Below are 17,533 nucleotides of genomic sequence, written 5' to 3'. Positions count from 1 at the left end.
CCACGCCTGTCGGAAGCCTGTTGATCACGACAAGGTGACGCGTCGATGAAAGCAGCGTGGCAGCCAGTCAGTTCTTGTCGTCGTCGCCCTGAGTGATCAGCCGCGCGCTGCGCTGCCCGGTAAAATATATCCATAGCCAGCTAAGCGAAACCGCGAGCCGGTTGCGAAAATCGATCAGGAAATAGATGTGGGCGATGCCCCAAAGCCACCAGGCGAGCCGGCCGGTGAGCTTGATCCAGCCGAAATCGATGGCCGCGGCCCGCTTGCCGATCGTTGCGAGATCGCCGTCATGCCGATAGCGGAAAGGACGCGGCGCCGTATCGCCGGCGAGCCGCGCCTTGATGGTTGCCGCAACATGCCTGCCCTCCTGCTTGGCGGACGGTGCCACGCCCGGCACCGGCTTTCCATCCGGCCGCAACAGATGTGCCGTGTCGCCGATGACGAAGATCTCAGGGCTGCCCGGCACGGTGAGATCGGGCTCGACCATCACCCTGCCCGCCCGGTCGGCCGGCGCTCCCAGCCATTCCGCCGCCGGCGAAGCGGCGACGCCCGCAGCCCACAAGATGGTCTTTGCCGGCAGATGCGTGCCGCCGAAGACGACGCCGTCGGCGTCCAGATGCGTGACGGCGCGGCCGAGCTCGACTTCTACGCCAAGCCGCTCCAGCGCTTTCTGCGCATAGGTCGAGAGCTCAGGCGCGAAATTGGCCAGGATGCGGTCGCCGGCTTCGATCAGCACCACGCGCGCCTGCCGCGTGTCGATGTTGCGGAATTCGCCCCGCAGCGTCTCATGCGCAAGCTCGACAATGGTGCCGGCAAGCTCCACGCCGGTCGGCCCGCCGCCGACGATGACCAGCGTCAGCAGCGCCTGACGTTTGGCGGGATCGGTCTCGCGCTCGGCTTGCTCGAAGGCAAGCAGGATGCGGCGCCGGATTTCCGTGGCATCCTCGAGCGTCTTCAGCCCGGGCGCGAAAGGCTCCCATTCGTCGTGACCGAAATAGGCGTGGCGCGCGCCGGTGGCGAGCACCAGCGTGTCGTAGGCAAGCGAGCTGCCATCCTCGAGCAGCACGCGCTTGGCGTTGCGGTCGATGCCGGTGACCGTACCCAGAAGCGTCGTCACGTCCTTGCGCCTGCGCAAGAGATGGCGGATCGGCCAGGCGATCTCGGACGTCGCCAGCGAGGTGGTCGCCACCTGATAAAGCAGCGGTTGGAAAAGATGGTGATTGCGCTTGTCGATCATGGTGATGCGCACAGGTGCGCCGGCAAGCGCGCGGGTGAGTTCGAGGCCGCCGAACCCGGCGCCGACGACCACGACACGATGGCTGGCTTCACTCATTTCATTCCACCTCGCCAAGCGGATTCACCGCCCATCATGTAAGCATTTTTGTGCACCGCAACAATGCCGCCGCAGACAGCTCCATTGCCTGGGAGTCGTCGCCGGGTGTCGTGAATGCACATGCCGCTATTCAGGCGGGAGGTATAGCCTGAAGCAAAAATGACGGGAGCAAAGCATGATCGACGATCGCGATGACGGCCCGGCCCAATACGCCTCGCCGCCTTGTTCCATGCACGAGCTCGACCCTGCCTATCAGATGCCGCTGTCCGATTGGGCGGACGTCAGGCGCTGGCGCAAGGCGGAGCGCGAACGACTGATCGGCGCGCGGCTTGCCGTCTCCGCCGATGCGCGCGCGGCTATGTCGGCACGCATTGCCGAGGGCCTCGACGCCCTGGTCGGCGACGTTGCCGGCCGCATGGTCAGCCTCTACTGGCCGTTCCGCGGCGAGCCGGACCTGCGCGGCTGGATGGCGTCGATCAATGCGCGCGGCGGCCGCACGGCGCTGCCCGTCGTCATCGAGAAGGGCCAGCCCCTGGTCTTCCGCGCCTACGCGCCTGGAGACCGGCTGGAGAAAGGCGTCTGGAACATCCCGATCCCGGCCGAGGGCGATCCGGCGCTGCCCGACATCGTGATCTCGCCCGTCGTCGGCATCGATCCCGGCAACTATCGGCTGGGCTATGGTGGCGGCTTCTACGACCGTACGCTTGCCGCCATGCCGTTCAGGCCGCTGGTCATCGGTGTCGGCTACGAATTGCAGCGCATCCCCACCATCTACCCGCAGGCGCACGATATTCCGATGACGACGGTGGTGACGGAGGCGGTTAGAGGTAAGTGACGATTACGCCATCTCCGGCCTCAAGCCGACCGCCGTCCTGTCGACGATCTCGCGCAAGGCGAAGGACGAGTTGATCTTCGTCACATGCGGCATGGCCGACAGCCATTCCTTGTGGATGCGCTCATAGTCGGCGAGGTCTTTTGCGGCGATGCGCAGGATGTAGTCGTATTCGCCCGACATCAGATGGCAGGAAAGCACGTTCGGGCAGCGCTTGATCGCCGCCTCGAAGTCCGACAGCGTCTTCTCGAATTGCCCCGACAGCGATATATGGACGATCGCCGTCATCTGATGGCCGAGCGCGGCGTTCGACAGCCGCGCGTGGTAGCCTCGGATGGTTCCGGATTTCTCCAGATTGTCGAGCCGGCGCGAGCAGGCCGACTGCGACAGCCCGACCTTTTCTGCCAGCGCCGCGTTGGGGATCCGGCCATCCTTCTGCAAAGTCTCCAGAATGGCGATATCAATCCTATCGAGCGGCATTTTTCGTGATTCCTACGAAGATGCGGGCATTTTGCGCAACGATTATCGAAGACCTGGCGTTACCGCAAGTGCATTCGCAAACACATACGGAATGATTCATGCTTCACTGCGTCTCATGCATGTCGCCCTGAACCGCACGGCGGTTTTGAGGCTTGCGGCATGCCCGGAAATGTCAGGGAGAGCGGCCCGTTCAAGGGCCGGACAGGAGAAGAAAATGCGCGTCGGCTGCCCCAAGGAAATCAAGAACCACGAATACCGCGTCGGCCTGACGCCCGGCTCGGTCCGCGAATATGTCGCGCACGGCCACGAAGTGCTGGTCGAGACCGGCGCCGGCGCCGGGATCGGCGCCGACGACAACGCCTATCGCGCCGCCGGCGCCACCATCGCCAAGACGGCCGCCGACGTGTTCGCCAAGTCGGACATGATCGTCAAGGTCAAGGAGCCACAGCCCAACGAGTGGGTCCAGCTGCGCGACGGCCAGATCCTCTATACCTACCTGCACCTCGCTCCCGATCCGGAGCAGACCAAGGGCCTGCTCGCTTCGGGCGTCACCGCCGTTGCCTATGAGACGGTGACCGACGATCGCGGCGGCCTGCCGCTGCTCGCCCCGATGTCGGAAGTCGCCGGCCGTCTGTCGATCCAGGCCGGAGCGACCGCGCTGCAGAAGGCCAATGGCGGCCGCGGCGTGCTGCTCGGCGGCGTTCCGGGCGTCCTGCCCGGCAAGGTGACGGTGCTCGGCGGCGGTGTCGTCGGCCTGCATGCGGCGAAGATGGCTGCCGGCCTCGGCGCCGACGTCACCATCATCGACCGCTCGATCCCGCGCCTGCGTCAGCTCGACGACATCTTTGGCGGCCGCGTCCATACCCGTTACTCGACCGTCGAGGCGCTGGAAGATGAGTGCTTCTCGGCCGACATCGTCGTCGGCGCCGTGCTGATCCCGGGCGCCGCGGCGCCCAAGCTCGTCACCCGCGAGATGCTCTCCGGCATGAAGAAGGGCTCGGTGCTCGTCGACGTGGCCATCGACCAGGGCGGCTGCTTCGAGACCTCGCATGCCACGACGCATGCCGATCCGACCTACGAGGTCGACGGCGTCATCCACTACTGCGTCGCCAACATGCCGGGCGCTGTTCCGGTCACCTCGGCGCATGCGCTCAACAACGCCACCTTGCACCACGGCCTGCAGCTCGCCGACAAGGGCCTGAAGGCGCTGGTCGACGACCACCACCTGCGCAACGGCCTCAATGTCCACAAGGGCAAGATCACCAATCGCGCCGTCGCCGAAGCGCTCGGCTACGAAATGGTCGAGCCGAAGGCGGTTCTCGCCGCCTGATTTAGAAGAAAACAGCTTCCTCCTGTCGCGCCCGCCGGTCCTTCCGGCGGGCTTTTTCTTTTCTGGTTCCCGCGCGAGAAATCCGGGCAACAAAAAAGCGGAGCCAAAGCCCCGCTTCCTCGGTGTTGCGATGTGCCGCCGGTCCATCCGCGGTCGGCAATCGATCAACGACTGCCTTTTAGCGCGGTTGTACGACGGGAATACGACAACGTTACTGTCTCGCTCGCCGCTTCGAAAATGCCGGCCGCCGCCAATAAGCGCTGTGTGAAGCGTTTCACATTCGGCACTGGGGAAAAATGCCTAGACACGATCCGCCTGCTCGATGGCTTCTGTCGCAGGCTTTTTCCCAACTGCCCGCCAGACCATCGGCGGGCATTTTTTTCATGCCCGTTCGATGCGGCACTGGTAGCAATTGTTGCTCGCCGAGCGGACGTGGATATAGGCGATGTCGTCGCGTTCGAACAAAGTCTCGGCGCGAGCCGCGATATCGCTAGTCGGAGTGACGGCGCCGCTGCCGTAGACGATGCGGTCGTCCTTGCCGTAGCCGCGAACGATATAGTCGCTGCTTGCGAGCATCTCTGGCAGCGCTTCCGCGTCCGCGGAGCGTTCGCATTCCTCCGCATGCAGGAAGATCGGTCCGGTCTCGGCGTAAGGCTGAAGCTCGGGGAACGGCCGGTAGGCGAGGATGAGATAGCTCTCGCCTACCGCAACATTCTTCATGCAATGCCGGCACGGCACGCCGTCGCCGTCGGAAACCCTTCGTTCGGGCGTGAGGCCGTAGGCGTCTGGCCCTCCCCGCTGCAAGGCTCGCGCGGCTTCGGTCGGCAGGGCTTTGAACTGGATGCTCATGGCTAAATCTCCGGCGTCGTTGCCCGGAAGTTATGCCAGCGCGGCCGTATCTCCCACCCGATTCCTGCCAAGCGGTCCGCGCGTCGCTCGGAGCGCAAGATCGAACCCGAAATCACGACACCGGAGTTATCGGACTCGCCAGACAGGGCGCTCCGCGCCATGATGATGATCGCTGGGTGCACTGGCGGCTGGAGTCTGGCGATGGTCCGAGCATGATCACCGGGAGATGCCTGTGCGGCGCAGTCCGCTACGAGAGCCGCGCGGAGCCGATCACCGCACGGCTGTGCTGGTGCCGCTTCTGCCAGTATATTGCGGCCGGCAATGCGGCGGTGAGCGTCTGCTTCTTCACGGCGCACTTCAGGGTCGCGGGTGAGACGCGCGATTACGAAAGCGCGGCTGACAGCGGCAACAGGATGCACCGACGCTTCTGCCCAGCCTGCGGAGTGCATCTTTTCAGCGAGGCGGAGTCGCGCCCGCATCTGATCTTCGTGCGCGCCGGCACGCTCGACGATCCGAACATGATACGGCCCGCAGCGACGATCTGGACGATCAAGGCGCCGCCCTGGGCATGCATCGACACCTCGCTGCCGACCTTCGAGGGCCAGCCGCCGCCGGTGGCGTAGGCGCTTCGACGCAGTCGACCGGTTCGGCTCCCGGGCGCCCTCTTTGCCCTCTGACTACGGCCTCATCACGCTCGCCGAGCGCTCGGCGAAGGTCATTGGATGAACGACCTCCCTCTTCTGCGCCACCGGCGTGAAGCCGAGCTTCTGGTAAAGCGGCAGCGCCGCCGGATGGTCGAGCGTGCAGGTCTGCACCGTGACGCGCTTCGGTCCATACGACCATGCGGCGGAGATCGCCGCGCCCAGAAACCAGCGGCCGATGCCCTGGCCGTGCGCATGTTCCATCATGCCGAAATAGGCGAGTTCCACTTCGTCCGGCAAATGCGGCTTGAGATCGAAGAAGCCGGCGGGGGAGCCGTCGAGGTAGAGCACCCTGATGTCTCGGTCCTCGCGATGCAGGCCGGCGGCCAGTTCCTCGTCGCTCAGTCTGAGCACGTTGACCCAGTGCCATTTGCGCCCGACCCGATCCATCAGGTAGCGGTAGAAATGCAGCGGGATGTCCTTGGTCTTCAGCAGCGCGATCTGACGGTTGTAAGGCAGCGGCGGCGATGAGGCCGGCGGCGCGTGCATCTCGAGGAATGTCACCGTGACCTCGATATCCTTCGGCACACCGTTTTCCATCGCCGTCATTCCTTGCCCGTCACGACGGGCGTGTCGCTGAGGCCGCCCCATTCGGTCCATGAGCCGTCGTAAAGCCTGTTGTCGGTATGGCCAACCGTCTCCAGCGCCAGCGAGATCGCCGCCGCGGTGATGCCCGATCCGCACGAGGTGACGACCGGCTTTGAAAGGTCGATGCCGGCATCCTCGAGCACCTTGCGCAAGCGGTCCTTGGGCAGCAGCTCGCCATTGTCGGCAAGCGCGGCGACCGGGACGTTGTGGGCGCCCGGCATATGGCCTGAACGGACGCCAGGACGCGGTTCCGGATCGGTTCCGGCGAAACGTCCGGGAGAACGCGCATCGGCGATCTGGCTTTCTCCGCTTCCAACGATCCGGCGCATCTCGTCAAGGCTGACGACCCTGGCCGCATCGAAATCGGCGTAAAAGACGCAAGGCGCTGTTTTGGTCGGCTCCGCCGTCACCGGCCGCCCTTCCTCCCTCCAGCGGTCGAAGCCGCCGTTCAGGATGTAGACCTGGAAGACGCCCATGACCCGGAACATCCACCAGGCGCGCGGCGCCGAAAACAGGCCCGGGCCGTCGTAGACGACGATAGTGTCGTCGGCCGAAACGCCCATGGAGCCGACATATTGCGCGAAGTACTGGGGCGACGCCAATGTATGCGGCAGCTTCGAATCCGGATCCGAAACGGCGTCCTGATCGAGAAAGCGGGCGCCGGGGATATGGGCGGCGACATATTCGGTGTGGGCGTTGCGCTGCTGCGCCGGCAGATACCAGGAGGCGTCGATAATGGTGAGCCCTGGCGTTCCCAATCGCTTCTCGAGCCAGTCCGCGTCGACGATGAAAGGGCTGTCTTCGGCCATTTTCCTGCTCCTGTCCGCCTCTAGCGGCGCTGCCCGTCTTTACCCGTCAATTCGCCGGCATCGGTCCGAAGCGGATGCGGAAGCGCCGGTTCTCGCGGCCCTTCTTCTCGATCTTGCCGATGTGGATCTCGCCGACCTCGCCGGTGCTCTTCACATGGGTGCCGCCGCAGGGCTGGCTGTCGATCGAGGCATTCTCGCCGATGCAAACCAGGCGAATCCTGCCGGTGCCGGCGGGCGGCCGCACGTTCTTCGATTTCACCAGGCCGGGATTGGCGGCCAACTCCTCGTCGGTGATCAGTCGCGTGAAGATCGGATGATCGGCGCGCACAAGGTCCATCAACCTCGCCGTCACATCCTCCTTGGTGAAGCCGGCGTCGGGAATGTCGAAATCGACGCGGCTATCGTCCTCGGCGACCGCTGCCCCGGTGATCGGAAACGGACAGACGACGGTGAGCAGATGGCAGGCGGCGTGCATACGCATCAAGAGATGCCGCCGCTCCCAATCGATGGTGAGCTTCAGCCTGTCACCGACCGCCGGCATGGCCTGTTCGGGCGCCGGCACATGGATGATCTCGTCCTTGGTCTCGCCGGTGATGGTTGCGGCGATCGCGATGCGGCTGCCATCGGCTAGTTCGAGCATGCCGGTATCGCCTGGCTGCCCCCCTGACGTAGCGTAGAAGATGGTCCGATCAAGAAGAATACCGCCGCGATCGTTGATGGCGACGACCTGTGCGTCCGCCGTCCTCAGATAGGCGTCGTCACGGAACAGCGCTTCGGTTCTGCGCGCCATCAAGCCACCTTTTCGAACGGCACCGAGATATCGGCCTTTTCTTCCATCCAGCCCGGCACCGGCAGGTTCTTGCCGCGCAGGAACTCGGGATTGAACAATTTCGACTGGTAGCGCGTGCCGTAGTCGGCGAGGATCGTCACGATGGTATGACCGGGGCCAAGCTCGCGCGCCAGCCGGATGGCGCCGGCGATGTTGATGCCCGTCGAGCCGCCGACGCAGAGCCCCTCTTCCTGGATCAGGTCGAAAATGATCGGCAGCGCCTCCTCGTCCGGGATCTGGTAGGAGAAGTCGGGCGTGAACCCTTCGAGATTGGCGGTGATGCGGCCCTGACCGATGCCCTCGGTGATCGAGCTGCCGTCGGATTTCAGCTCGCCGCTGGTGTAGAAGCTGTAGAGGGCGGCGCCCAGCGGATCGGCGAGCGCGATCTTGACGTCCTTGCTCCTGGCCTTGAGCCCGATCGCGACGCCGGCGAGCGTGCCGCCGGAGCCGACCGCCGACACGAAGCCGTCGACCTTGCCGCCGGTCTGGGTCCAGATCTCCTGCGCCGTCGTGCGCATGTGGCCGTCGCGGTTGGCGACATTGTCGAACTGGTTCGCCCAGATCGCGCCGTTCGCCTCCGAACGCGCCAGTTGCTCGGCGAGCCGCCCGGACAGCTTCACATAGTTGTTGGGGTTCTTGTAGGGCACGGCCGGCACTTCGATCAGCTCGGCCCCCAGGATCTTGATCGTGTCCTTCTTTTCCTGGCTCTGCGTGTCGGGGATGACGATGACGGTCCGGTAGCCAAGCGCCTTGGCGACAAGCGTCAGGCCGATACCGGTGTTGCCGGCGGTCCCTTCGACGATGACGCCGCCGGGTTTCAAGAGCCCGCGCTGCTCGGCGTCTCGGATGATGAACAGGCCCGCACGATCCTTGACCGATTGCCCCGGATTCATGAATTCGGCTTTGCCCAGGATTTCGCAGCCGGTTGCGTCCGAAGCCTTGTTGAGTCGGATCAAGGGTGTATTGCCGATCGCTTCGATCACATTACGGGGCATTCAGGATTCCTTTGTGCGTGCGGTCGAGACCCTAGAAACCGGAAGCCGCGGTTTCAAGGCAAGATTTTGCCTGGTCCAGTCGCATTCCGGACGCTGCAATCCTCGCTATCATTTCGACGATGTGCCCAAAAGCGCTCTTTTCATCCGATTTCTTCGCCGCTAGAGCACTAATGCTTTGCGCGTCCGACCGGACGCGCAAAGCTGTAGGACTTTAATCTGGCGCATGATTCCTTTCCGAAAACCGGTACCGGTTTTCGGGGTCATGCGCCGACCCAGACAATTCGCAGGACTTTCAATGACACTCTACCGGGCCAACCCGAAAGACGGTGTCGCCTGGATCACGGGCGGCAGCAGTGGTCTCGGTCGTGCGCTGGCCAAGGATCTCGCAAGGCAGGGCTATGCCATCGCGGTGACGGCACTGCCGAGCGATCCGGTCGAGACGCTGCTGGTCGAGACGGCGCAGATGGCCGGCCATGTGAGGTCCTTCCCCTGCGATGTGACCGATGAAGACGGGATGGCGCGGACGGCCGCCGCCATCGAGACGGAGATGGGGCCGATCGTGCTCGCCGTCTTCAACGCCGGCAACTACATCGCCACTCCCGGCGAGCACCTCGTGGTGCGCGATTTTCACCGATCCTTCGCCGTCAACTATTTCGGCATCGTCAACGGTCTGGTGCCCGTGGTCGATTATATGCGCACGAGAGGGCGCGGGCATGTCGTCCTGGTCGGATCCGTGACGGCTTATTCCGGCTGGCCGACCACCGCCGCCTATGGCGGCACCAAGGCGGCGATCAACATCCTGGCGGAATCGCTGAAATACGACTTCGACAAGATGAACATCCGCATCCAAGTGATGAATCCGGGCTTCGTCGATACGCCGCTGACCGAGAAGAACATGCTGCCGATGCCGGGTCTGATGCCCGTGCACCGGGCGTCGCGGCGCATGGCGCGCGGCATCAGGAAGGGAGGGTTCGAAGTCACCTTCCCCTATCACATCAGCTGGCCGCTGAAGCTGCTTGGCCTGCTGCCGCGGCCCTTCGGCCGACTGGTGATCGGGCTGACCACCAGCTGGTGGGCGCGGCCGTTGTATTTCGACCGCAAGATGCCGAGCAAAAAAGCTCCGTCAGCGGACAAGGCAACCTAAAGCGCGCCGCGCTGAAACGGATTCAGGCGACGCGCTTTTAAGCCTTTGTTTCTATGCATGTCGTTTTCGCAAAACCGCTCCACAGTTTGCGCGACATGCGCTAAGGCGAAGGGCGATTGCCTCTCGGCAGGCACCGCCATAGGTTGAGAATTGTTGCTTGGAGTCGGCGATGGGGCGGCGGATCGTGCTTTCGATACTTGGTCTCGCCGTCATCCTTGTCGCAGGTTTCTTCCTCGGCCCACGCGTGGCGGCCGACACGACGATCCGCTTCGATCCTTCGGTGATCGGCGACGATCCGCAGGCCTATCTGGCGCGCGAGGAAGCCGCGGTGCCCAATATCCGCGACGGGCTGGACAAGGAGATCATCTGGGCCAACCCGCTGGTTCACGCCAAGACGAAGCTTGCGATCGTCTACATCCATGGCTTTTCGGCATCGAAGGGCGAGGTCCGCCCGCTTCCGGACGATGTCGCCGACGAACTCGGCGCCAACCTCTTCTACACCCGCCTGACCGGCCACGGGCAGGACGGCGCGGCCATGGCCGAAAGTAGCGTCAATGCCTGGATCAACGACTATGAAGAGGCGCTGGCGATCGGCCGCGCGATCGGCGACAAGGTGATCGTGATCGCCACCTCGACCGGCGGCTCATTGGCGACCTGGGCGGCAACACAGCCGGGCGCCTCCGACGGCGTCGCGGCGATCGCGTTCATCTCGCCGAATTTCGGCGTCAAGGCGTCCGGCGCCGAGATCCTGACCATGCCCTGGGGCAGAGAGATCGCCGAGCTCGTCGGCGGCAGGGAACGCAGCTTTCCCGCGCGCAACGCGCTGCATGAAAAATTCTGGACCACCAAATATCCCATGTCGGCGACGCTGCCGATGGCGGCACTCACCAATCTCGCCTATGGCGCGCCGGTCGAAAAGGCGACCACCCCTGCCCTGTTCATCTTCTCGGACGCCGACAAAGTGGTGCGGCCTGACCGAACCCGAGAGATCGCCGGCCGCTGGGGCGGTCCGCACGAACTGGTGCCGGTCGACGATACCGGCGATCCGGACAACCATGTCATTGCCGGCGATGCGCTGTCGCCGCAGACTACAGCCTTTCTCGCCCAGCGGATCGTGGTGTGGGTGAAGGCATTGATGCCGTAGCAATCGAACCAAGGAAACGAAAACGGCCGGAACGTTGCTTCGGCCGTTTTCCTATTTCGATCAAGCCTTGGCGAGGACTCAAGCTGCCCGGTTCGCCGGCCGCTTGCCGCCGAAGCGGCGCTTGTTGTTGCCCTTGAAGCGCTTGAAGCCGTCAGGCTGGCGCTCGCCATTCGGCTTGGCGGCCACCGGGCGTTCGCCCTGCGGCTTCGGAGCGAATTGGCGCTCACCATTGGGCTTGTCGCCGAAGCGCTTCTTGCCATTGTTGCCGCTGCCGGGGCGGCGGCCGTCGCGGCGCCCGCCATGATGCTCGCGATCGTTGGCCGGCTCGAAATGGCGCTCGGTCTTCTCCTTCGGATCGCGCTGCGGGTCGGGGCTGCCGAGGTGATCGGCGATCACCGGAAGCTTCATGCGGATGATACGCTCCACCTGCCGCAGCTTGCCGTTCTCCGACGGATCGCAAAGCGTGATCGCGATGCCGTCCCTGCCGTTGCGGCCGGTGCGGCCGATGCGGTGGACATAGCTTTCCGCCTCGTCCGGCAGGTCGAAATTCACGACGTGGCTGATGCCGGGCACGTCGATGCCGCGCGCCGCGATGTCGGTCGCGACCAGGATGCGCACCGAGCCGTCGCGGAAATCGTTGAGCGCTTTCTGGCGCGCGTTCTGCGACTTGTTGCCGTGGATGACGGCGGCGTTGAAGCCGTCGCGGGCAAGGTCCTTGGTGACGCGGTCGGCGCCGTGCTTGGTGCGCGAGAACACGATCACCGAGCGCATCGCCTCATCGGCCAGCATCTTGGACAGCACCTGGCGCTTCTGCTTGGTGCGGGCGAGCACCACGCTCTGCACGATCTCGGCCGCCGTCGTGCTCTGAGGCGCGACTTCGATACGGACCGGGTCCTTCAGCAGGCCCTTGGCGAGCTCGGCGATCTCGTTCGGCAGCGTCGCGGAGAACAGCGCCGTTTGGCGGTCGGGCGCGGTCGCCTTGGCGATGCGCTTGACGTCGTTGATGAAGCCCATGTCGAGCATGCGATCGCCCTCGTCCAGCACCAGCCATTTGGTGTCGGCAAGGATGAGGTCGCCCTCGCGCACGAGGTCGGTCAGCCGGCCGGGCGTGGCGATCAGGACATCGACGCCGGGCGCGATCTTCTTCACCTGGCTGTAGCGGGAGACGCCGCCGAGCACGAGCGCGGTCGAGATGTGGGCGCCCTTGGTGAGCAGCTTGATGGTGTCCTCGATCTGCACGGCAAGCTCGCGCGTCGGCGCCAGGATCAGCGCGCGCGCAGTCTTAGGCCGGCGCTTGGTGCCGAGCCCGATGATCTTCGACAGGATCGGCAGCGCGAAGGCGGCCGTCTTGCCCGAACCGGTCTGGGCGATGCCGAATATGTCGCGGCCTTCGAGCTGCGGCGGAATCGCCTGCACCTGGATCGGCTTCGGATCGGTGAAGCCCGCGGCATTGGCGGCCTTGAGCAGCGCGCCGGTGATTCCTAGGGTAGCGAAACCGTTCTGTTCCGCCTGGTTTTCGTTGGTCAAAATAATCTTCTTTCACGCGGCTCGATGCCGCAAACAGCGATGGCTGCAGGGCGCAACCTGCCGTCGAAAATTGTCAGGAAACGACAAGGCGGCGGACGGAAGCGTCCGCGCGGCTGCGCTGTCGTGCCCGCGAGCGTCATGCTCCCGGGGCTCTTTCGCCACCTTGCCGATCAACCGGAAAGAGGGAAAACAGACGCAACCAGTCTCATTCGTGGAGAAAGCCGGACAAACCGGCCCAAGCGCCTATGCTGCCGCATATGGCCGAGTCCGGCCTGAAATGCAAGGGGTGATGTTGCAATGCAACAAAAACAGGGTGCTTGCGCTCCCCTGCCCTCCCGATTACCACAAATCACCTTTCCTTTTTGGGGGCAGCGATGAAGGACGTGCTGAAGGAACTCGAGCGTCGCCGCGAGATCGCCCGCATGGGTGGCGGCAAGGAGCGGATCGAGGCCCAGCACAAGAAGGGCAAGCTGACCGCGCGCGAGCGCATCGAGGTGTTCCTCGACGAAGGGTCGTTCGAGGAGTTCGACATGTATGTCGAGCACCGCTCCACCGATTTCGGCATGGAGAAGACCAAAATCGCAGGCGACGGCGTCGTCACCGGCTGGGGCACGGTCAACGGGCGGCCTGTCTATCTCTTCGCCAAGGATTTCACCGTCTTCGGCGGCTCGCTGTCGGAAGCGCATGCCGAGAAGGTGGTCAAGGTCCAGGAGATGGCGCTGCGCAACCGCGCGCCGATCATCGGCCTCTACGATGCCGGCGGCGCCCGCATCCAGGAAGGCGTCGCCGCGCTCGGCGGCTATGCCGAGATCTTCCAGCGCAATGTGCTCGCCTCGGGCGTCATCCCGCAGATCTCGCTGATCATGGGTCCCTGCGCCGGCGGCGACGTCTATTCGCCCGCCATGACCGACTTCATCTTCATGGTGCGCGACACCTCCTACATGTTCGTCACCGGGCCGGATGTGGTGAAGACGGTGACCAACGAGACGGTTACGGCCGAGAGCCTCGGCGGCGCCACCGTGCATACGACTAGGTCTTCCATCGCCGACGGCGCCTATGACAATGACGTCGAGGCCCTTTTGCAGATGCGCCGGCTGATCGATCTGCTGCCGGCCTCCAACACGGCCGAGATTCCCGAGATCGAATGCTACCAGCCGGTGACCGATCACGATCTTTCGCTCGATCGGCTGATCCCAGACAACGCCAACAAGCCCTATGACATCAAGGAACTGATCCTGAAGGTCGCCGACGAGGGCGACTTCTTCGAGATCCAGGCGAGTTTCGCCAAGAACATCGTCACCGGCTTCGGCCGCGTCGACGGTCGGACAGTCGGCTTCGTCGCCAACCAGCCGATGGTGCTGGCGGGCGTGCTGGATTCCGACGCCAGCCGCAAGGCGGCGCGCTTCGTGCGTTTTTGCGATTGCTTCTCGATCCCGATCGTCACTTTCGTCGACGTTCCGGGCTTCCTGCCAGGCACCGCGCAGGAATATGGCGGGCTGATCAAGCATGGCGCCAAACTGCTGTTCGCCTATGCCGAGGCCACCGTGCCAAAGATCACCGTCATCACCCGCAAGGCCTATGGCGGCGCCTACGACGTCATGGCGTCAAAGCACCTGCGCGGAGACATGAATTATGCCTGGCCGACGGCGCAGATCGCGGTGATGGGCGCAAGGGGCGCGGTCGAGATCATCTATCGCAAGGATATCGGCAACGCGGAAAAGATCGCGGCCCACACCAAGGCTTACGAGGATCGCTTCCTGTCGCCATTCGTTGCGGCCGAACGCGGCTATGTCGATGAGGTGATCATGCCGCATTCGACCCGCCTCCGCGTGGCGCGGGCGCTGCGCATGCTGCGCAACAAGGACATGCAGAACCCCTGGAAGAAGCACGACAACATCCCGTTGTGAGGCGGCAGGAAGTCGTAACGACTGGCAGCACTGCAAGTCGTGGAGGCGGCCGGCTTTGCGAACGCTGTCCCTGTCGTTCCCGAGAGCAGTTCCTTTGACGCTTCGCCGATCTGCTCTAAGTACTAGCCTTAAACGATCGCGAACGGAAAATCGCCCGCACTTTCCTGGAATTGATCCAGGGCACACATTACAGCTTATGCGGATTTTCAAAAGACGCGGCAATCTGAAAATTTAACTTTCGTCTGTGAACGACCTCACATTATTTAAAATACATTCTGCATTGCCAATGCTTTTCAGTGCAATATAAAATAATGAAGCTATTTATTAGCTATTTAAAATGGAGGACTTTGCCATGCTTGCGCGTTGCGGCTGCTTTATCGTTCCGAAGGAGGTTCTCGAGCGTTTTTCGAAAGATACGTCGCTCCCCAAGGCCGCTCGGGACGCATGTCGTCTCACGGCTGATCTCGAGCCGATCTGGCGCAAGCTGCGGAGCGCGCAAAACCAGGCCATCCAGGCACGCCTCGTGGTCAAGCCAAGCGCCCTGGCACTGGCGACCGCGCCAAAGGTCACGGTCTATGACTGCCAGGGCACGACGTCGTTGCCTGGAAGCCCCGTCGCCAATCCCGGCAACTCCTCCGATCAGACCGCGAAGCGAACGTTCAACGAGACAACCGCAGTCGCCGCGTTCTTCCAGACCTGCTTCGGCCGCAACTCGGTCGATGACCTTGGAATGACCCTGATGTCGTCCATCCATTACGACAAGGATTACAACAACGCTTTCTGGAACGGCAGCCAGATGACCTATGGCGACGGCGACGGCCAAATATTCGTCGACTTCACCAAGTCGAACGATGTCATCGCTCATGAGCTCACGCATGGCGTGACGCAATATACCGCGGGGCTTGTCTATACCGACGAAGCGGGCGCGCTCAATGAAAGCATCTCGGACGTGTTCGGCTCGATGTTCCGCCAATGGGAGGACAAGCAAACCTCTGACCAGGCGGACTGGCTGATCGGCTCCGGGATCATGGGCCCGGCCGCGACCGCCAAGGGCTACACATGCCTGCGCGACATGGCGAACCCAGGCGCCAAGCACTGCCTCTCGCCACAGCCGGACAACTACAAGAAGTATCAGGCGGGGGGCGATCCGCACTATAACAGCGGCATCCCGAACCATGCTTTCTACCTTGCAGCCAAGAGCATCGGCGGGCAGTCCTGGAACGAGGCCGGCAAAGTCTGGTATGCCGCCTTGACCAGCAGCAAGGCGACGAAGAACATGAGCTTCAAATCCTTCGCCAAGCTGACGCGATCGGCCGCCAAGAGCTTGTTTCCAAGCAATGCAGCCATATATGCTGCGGTCGACGGCGCTTGGACGAGCGTGGGCGTGCCGTAGCGGTTTCGGCCTTGCCGACAAGGCGCCAATCCAGCTGCGTTCCCTGCGCCGGACGCAGGTTCGCGGCACCGCGAACCTTGCAGGCAAGGGAAACTCGCGATGGCGGAACGGTTTATAATCGAAAGACAGGGCGGTTTCGCCGGCCTCAAGGGCCGCGGGACCGTCGACGCGGCCGCGCTCGACGCCAAGGACAGGGCAACCCTCGATGAACTGTTCGCGCGCGAGGAGCCGTTGCCCCGCGATCCCGGGGCCGACAGATACACGTTCACCATCACCTGGGAGAAGGAAACCGGAAGCAAAACGCTTCAGGTGCCCGAAACCTTGGTTCCGCGCTCGATCGCTCAAGCGGTGAAAGATCAGCTCTAGCCTTATTTTCCAATGAAGACCGCGCTGGCAAAGTGCCATGAACCCAATCAGCGCTATCCTTGCTTGGGCTCCAGCCGCGGCCTTGCGAAGATCGCAAGCCGGCGCGCGCAAGGGCCGCGAGTCGGCTGCCGACGGGTTGCCGATCGCGAAAACCGCGAAGGCCTATCTGGAACTCCATGCCCGCATCCTTGATGGCGAAGCGCTTCCGTGACAAGGAACCGGCGTGCTTGCCGTCCGCGGCGGCTGTGTCGGATCGAAAAGGTATCGCGGGTTGCGCCCCATTCTCGTCTTCTGCTTGCCGGCAATCGGCGACTTTATCCGTTGCCATTCGGCGATCCAGATTCTCGCCGAGAGGTTTCCAGAACACCCGATCGACGTCGTCACCTCGCCGCTAGCCGCGCCGCTGGCGCGATTGATGCCGCACATCCGCAAGACCTGGATCGTCGAGAGGCATTGGAATCCCGGCCTCGGGGAGCGAGCGCGCCTGGCGCGCGAACTTCGCCGGGAGAATTATCAGGCGGCCTATATGCTCACCAGCAGCACCAAGGCGGGCCTGGTGCCGTGGCTGGCGGGTATCCCCGAGCGCATCGGCTATCCGCGCGAACTCCAATTCGGCATCGTCAACCGGCTACCGGCCGGATGGCCGAAATCCTTCGTGGCTTTCGGGCCGCGCAAGACAAGACTGTTCGAGCAGGTCTGCGCGATTGCCATGCTGGGCGAACGGCCTGCCGACGATGTGGGGCTGCCGCAGCCGAAAATGATGGTTCCATCCGAGGAGGTTTCGGCCTGGCGCATCCGGCATGGGATCGATGCGGCAAGACCGGCACTGGCGCTCTATACGTCGGAATTCGTCAACTTCCGCTCGTGGCCGGCGGAGCGTTTCATTTCCGTTGCGAAAGATCACATCAGGCGCGGCTGGTCGGTGTGGCTCGTCGGCGGTCCGCGCGAACGCGCGGCCGCAGCCCAGATCCGGGCAGCGCTTCCGGAGGCGGTGGATTTCACCTCGACCCCCGATATCACCGACGCCATGTGCCAGATCGCCGCCTCGACGGTCTTTCTCGGGGTCGATGGCGGCATCTGCCACGCGGCCGCGGCTTTGGGGGGACCGTGCGTGCTCATCTTCGGATCGAACCGCGCCTATGAAACCGGACCGGTGAACGACCACGTCCGGTTTCTGGAGCCTCCGATTTCGACGCCGAGCTGGATAAAGGACACGAACGGGGTCACCGAGGAAAGAGTGCTTGCGGCGCTGGCGGAAGCTGTGGCGCAGGCGTGCGGCCCGCAAGGCGCCCGAACTGCCTAGACT

General features: G+C 63.7%; 17 protein-coding genes. 9 read left to right on the top strand and 8 right to left on the bottom strand.

All coding sequences use genetic code 11. The features are described from left to right. Positions 1–67 precede the first annotated feature (67 nt). On the bottom strand, positions 68–1,333 hold the full coding sequence (locus QAZ22_RS21070) for an NAD(P)/FAD-dependent oxidoreductase (RefSeq protein WP_278202632.1): 1,266 nt from the start codon (positions 1,331–1,333) through the stop codon (positions 68–70). A gap of 175 nt (positions 1,334–1,508) precedes the next feature. Between QAZ22_RS21070 and QAZ22_RS21065 the strand changes: the two genes are divergently transcribed. Continuing rightward, entirely contained in the window at positions 1,509–2,168 is a 660-nt protein-coding gene (locus QAZ22_RS21065; RefSeq protein WP_278202631.1) for a 5-formyltetrahydrofolate cyclo-ligase, read from the top strand. Between the two features lie 3 nt (positions 2,169–2,171). On the opposite strand, the gene QAZ22_RS21060 is transcribed toward QAZ22_RS21065, so the two are convergent. Continuing rightward, positions 2,172–2,645 (bottom strand): Lrp/AsnC family transcriptional regulator, encoded by a 474-nt coding sequence (locus QAZ22_RS21060; protein ID WP_059188527.1) that lies wholly within the window; start codon positions 2,643–2,645, stop codon positions 2,172–2,174. A gap of 214 nt (positions 2,646–2,859) precedes the next feature. Here QAZ22_RS21060 and ald point away from each other — a divergent pair, with 214 nt between their 5' ends. Continuing rightward, positions 2,860–3,975, top strand: coding sequence for an alanine dehydrogenase (gene ald, locus QAZ22_RS21055; RefSeq protein ID WP_278077379.1), 1,116 nt, complete (start codon positions 2,860–2,862; stop codon positions 3,973–3,975). Positions 3,976–4,356: 381 nt separating this feature from the next. On the opposite strand, the gene QAZ22_RS21050 is transcribed toward ald, so the two are convergent. Then, positions 4,357–4,824 (bottom strand): DUF1203 domain-containing protein, encoded by a 468-nt coding sequence (locus QAZ22_RS21050; RefSeq protein WP_278202630.1) that lies wholly within the window; start codon positions 4,822–4,824, stop codon positions 4,357–4,359. Positions 4,825–5,036: 212 nt separating this feature from the next. Here QAZ22_RS21050 and QAZ22_RS21045 point away from each other — a divergent pair, with 212 nt between their 5' ends. Next, a complete protein-coding gene (locus tag QAZ22_RS21045) occupies positions 5,037–5,447 on the top strand; it encodes a GFA family protein (protein ID WP_278202629.1) in 411 nt (136 codons plus the stop codon). Between the two features lie 54 nt (positions 5,448–5,501). Here the strand turns inward: QAZ22_RS21045 and QAZ22_RS21040 are convergent, their stop codons facing one another. Genes QAZ22_RS21040 through QAZ22_RS21025 form a run of 4 tightly spaced genes read right to left on the bottom strand, consistent with a single transcriptional unit; the run spans position 5,502 to position 8,746 of the window. Continuing rightward, positions 5,502–6,065: a GNAT family N-acetyltransferase gene (locus tag QAZ22_RS21040; RefSeq protein ID WP_278202628.1), complete on the bottom strand. Its 564-nt coding sequence runs from the start codon at positions 6,063–6,065 to the stop codon at positions 5,502–5,504. Positions 6,066–6,070: 5 nt separating this feature from the next. Continuing rightward, the gene (sseA, locus tag QAZ22_RS21035; RefSeq protein WP_278202627.1) at positions 6,071–6,922 is read right to left on the bottom strand and encodes a 3-mercaptopyruvate sulfurtransferase; all 852 of its coding nucleotides are present in this window, start codon (positions 6,920–6,922) and stop codon (positions 6,071–6,073) included. Between the two features lie 46 nt (positions 6,923–6,968). After that, the gene (locus QAZ22_RS21030) at positions 6,969–7,712 is read right to left on the bottom strand and encodes an alanyl-tRNA editing protein (RefSeq protein WP_278202626.1); all 744 of its coding nucleotides are present in this window, start codon (positions 7,710–7,712) and stop codon (positions 6,969–6,971) included. Then, the gene (locus QAZ22_RS21025; protein WP_278202625.1) at positions 7,712–8,746 is read right to left on the bottom strand and encodes a cysteine synthase A; all 1,035 of its coding nucleotides are present in this window, start codon (positions 8,744–8,746) and stop codon (positions 7,712–7,714) included. Before QAZ22_RS21025 ends, QAZ22_RS21030 begins: the two co-directional genes overlap by 1 nt. Positions 8,747–9,041: 295 nt before the next feature. Between QAZ22_RS21025 and QAZ22_RS21020 the strand changes: the two genes are divergently transcribed. Both QAZ22_RS21020 and QAZ22_RS21015 read left to right on the top strand, forming a co-directional pair. Further along, complete coding sequence (locus tag QAZ22_RS21020) at positions 9,042–9,890, top strand: SDR family NAD(P)-dependent oxidoreductase (protein ID WP_278202624.1); 849 nt, start codon at positions 9,042–9,044, stop codon at positions 9,888–9,890. A gap of 169 nt (positions 9,891–10,059) precedes the next feature. Next, a complete protein-coding gene (locus QAZ22_RS21015; RefSeq protein ID WP_278202623.1) occupies positions 10,060–11,034 on the top strand; it encodes an alpha/beta fold hydrolase in 975 nt (324 codons plus the stop codon). Positions 11,035–11,112: 78 nt separating this feature from the next. On the opposite strand, the gene QAZ22_RS21010 is transcribed toward QAZ22_RS21015, so the two are convergent. Then, positions 11,113–12,561 (bottom strand): DEAD/DEAH box helicase, encoded by a 1,449-nt coding sequence (locus QAZ22_RS21010; protein WP_278202622.1) that lies wholly within the window; start codon positions 12,559–12,561, stop codon positions 11,113–11,115. A 374-nt stretch (positions 12,562–12,935) separates the two neighbouring features. On the opposite strand from QAZ22_RS21010, the gene QAZ22_RS21005 reads away from it, so the two are divergent. From QAZ22_RS21005 to waaF, 4 genes are all read left to right on the top strand, one after another. Further along, complete coding sequence (locus QAZ22_RS21005) at positions 12,936–14,468, top strand: acyl-CoA carboxylase subunit beta (RefSeq protein WP_278202621.1); 1,533 nt, start codon at positions 12,936–12,938, stop codon at positions 14,466–14,468. 352 nt (positions 14,469–14,820) lie between these two features. Next, on the top strand, positions 14,821–15,861 hold the full coding sequence (locus QAZ22_RS21000) for a M4 family metallopeptidase (protein ID WP_278202620.1): 1,041 nt from the start codon (positions 14,821–14,823) through the stop codon (positions 15,859–15,861). Positions 15,862–15,960: 99 nt separating this feature from the next. Then, positions 15,961–16,227, top strand: coding sequence for a protealysin inhibitor emfourin (locus QAZ22_RS20995; RefSeq protein WP_278202619.1), 267 nt, complete (start codon positions 15,961–15,963; stop codon positions 16,225–16,227). A 271-nt stretch (positions 16,228–16,498) separates the two neighbouring features. Continuing rightward, positions 16,499–17,530, top strand: a complete 1,032-nt coding sequence (gene waaF, locus QAZ22_RS20990) for a lipopolysaccharide heptosyltransferase II (protein WP_278202618.1) — start codon at positions 16,499–16,501, stop codon at positions 17,528–17,530. Positions 17,531–17,533 lie beyond the last annotated feature (3 nt).

Source organism: Mesorhizobium sp. WSM4906, from assembly GCF_029674625.1.
GTDB lineage: Bacteria > Pseudomonadota > Alphaproteobacteria > Rhizobiales > Rhizobiaceae > Mesorhizobium.
The sequence above is the reverse complement of the archived record's forward strand: the minus strand, read 5'-3'. Positions and strand labels throughout refer to the sequence as shown.

Excerpts from the sequence above, each read along its gene's own strand:
- ald (WP_278077379.1), top strand. The coding sequence starts at position 2,860 with ATGCGCGTCGGCTGCCCCAAGGAAATCAAGAACCACGAATACCGCGTC.
- QAZ22_RS21030 (WP_278202626.1), bottom strand. The coding sequence starts at position 7,712 with ATGGCGCGCAGAACCGAAGCGCTGTTCCGTGACGACGCCTATCTGAGG.
- QAZ22_RS21020 (WP_278202624.1), top strand. The coding sequence starts at position 9,042 with ATGACACTCTACCGGGCCAACCCGAAAGACGGTGTCGCCTGGATCACG.
- QAZ22_RS21005 (WP_278202621.1), top strand. The coding sequence starts at position 12,936 with ATGAAGGACGTGCTGAAGGAACTCGAGCGTCGCCGCGAGATCGCCCGC.
- QAZ22_RS21050 (WP_278202630.1), bottom strand. The coding sequence starts at position 4,824 with ATGAGCATCCAGTTCAAAGCCCTGCCGACCGAAGCCGCGCGAGCCTTG.
- QAZ22_RS21065 (WP_278202631.1), top strand. The coding sequence starts at position 1,509 with ATGATCGACGATCGCGATGACGGCCCGGCCCAATACGCCTCGCCGCCT.
- QAZ22_RS21040 (WP_278202628.1), bottom strand. The coding sequence starts at position 6,065 with ATGGAAAACGGTGTGCCGAAGGATATCGAGGTCACGGTGACATTCCTC.
- QAZ22_RS21015 (WP_278202623.1), top strand. The coding sequence starts at position 10,060 with ATGGGGCGGCGGATCGTGCTTTCGATACTTGGTCTCGCCGTCATCCTT.
- QAZ22_RS21070 (WP_278202632.1), bottom strand. The coding sequence starts at position 1,333 with ATGAGTGAAGCCAGCCATCGTGTCGTGGTCGTCGGCGCCGGGTTCGGC.
- QAZ22_RS20995 (WP_278202619.1), top strand. The coding sequence starts at position 15,961 with ATGGCGGAACGGTTTATAATCGAAAGACAGGGCGGTTTCGCCGGCCTC.
- QAZ22_RS21060 (WP_059188527.1), bottom strand. The coding sequence starts at position 2,645 with ATGCCGCTCGATAGGATTGATATCGCCATTCTGGAGACTTTGCAGAAG.
- sseA (WP_278202627.1), bottom strand. The coding sequence starts at position 6,922 with ATGGCCGAAGACAGCCCTTTCATCGTCGACGCGGACTGGCTCGAGAAG.
- QAZ22_RS21025 (WP_278202625.1), bottom strand. The coding sequence starts at position 8,746 with ATGCCCCGTAATGTGATCGAAGCGATCGGCAATACACCCTTGATCCGA.
- QAZ22_RS21000 (WP_278202620.1), top strand. The coding sequence starts at position 14,821 with ATGCTTGCGCGTTGCGGCTGCTTTATCGTTCCGAAGGAGGTTCTCGAG.
- QAZ22_RS21045 (WP_278202629.1), top strand. The coding sequence starts at position 5,037 with ATGATCACCGGGAGATGCCTGTGCGGCGCAGTCCGCTACGAGAGCCGC.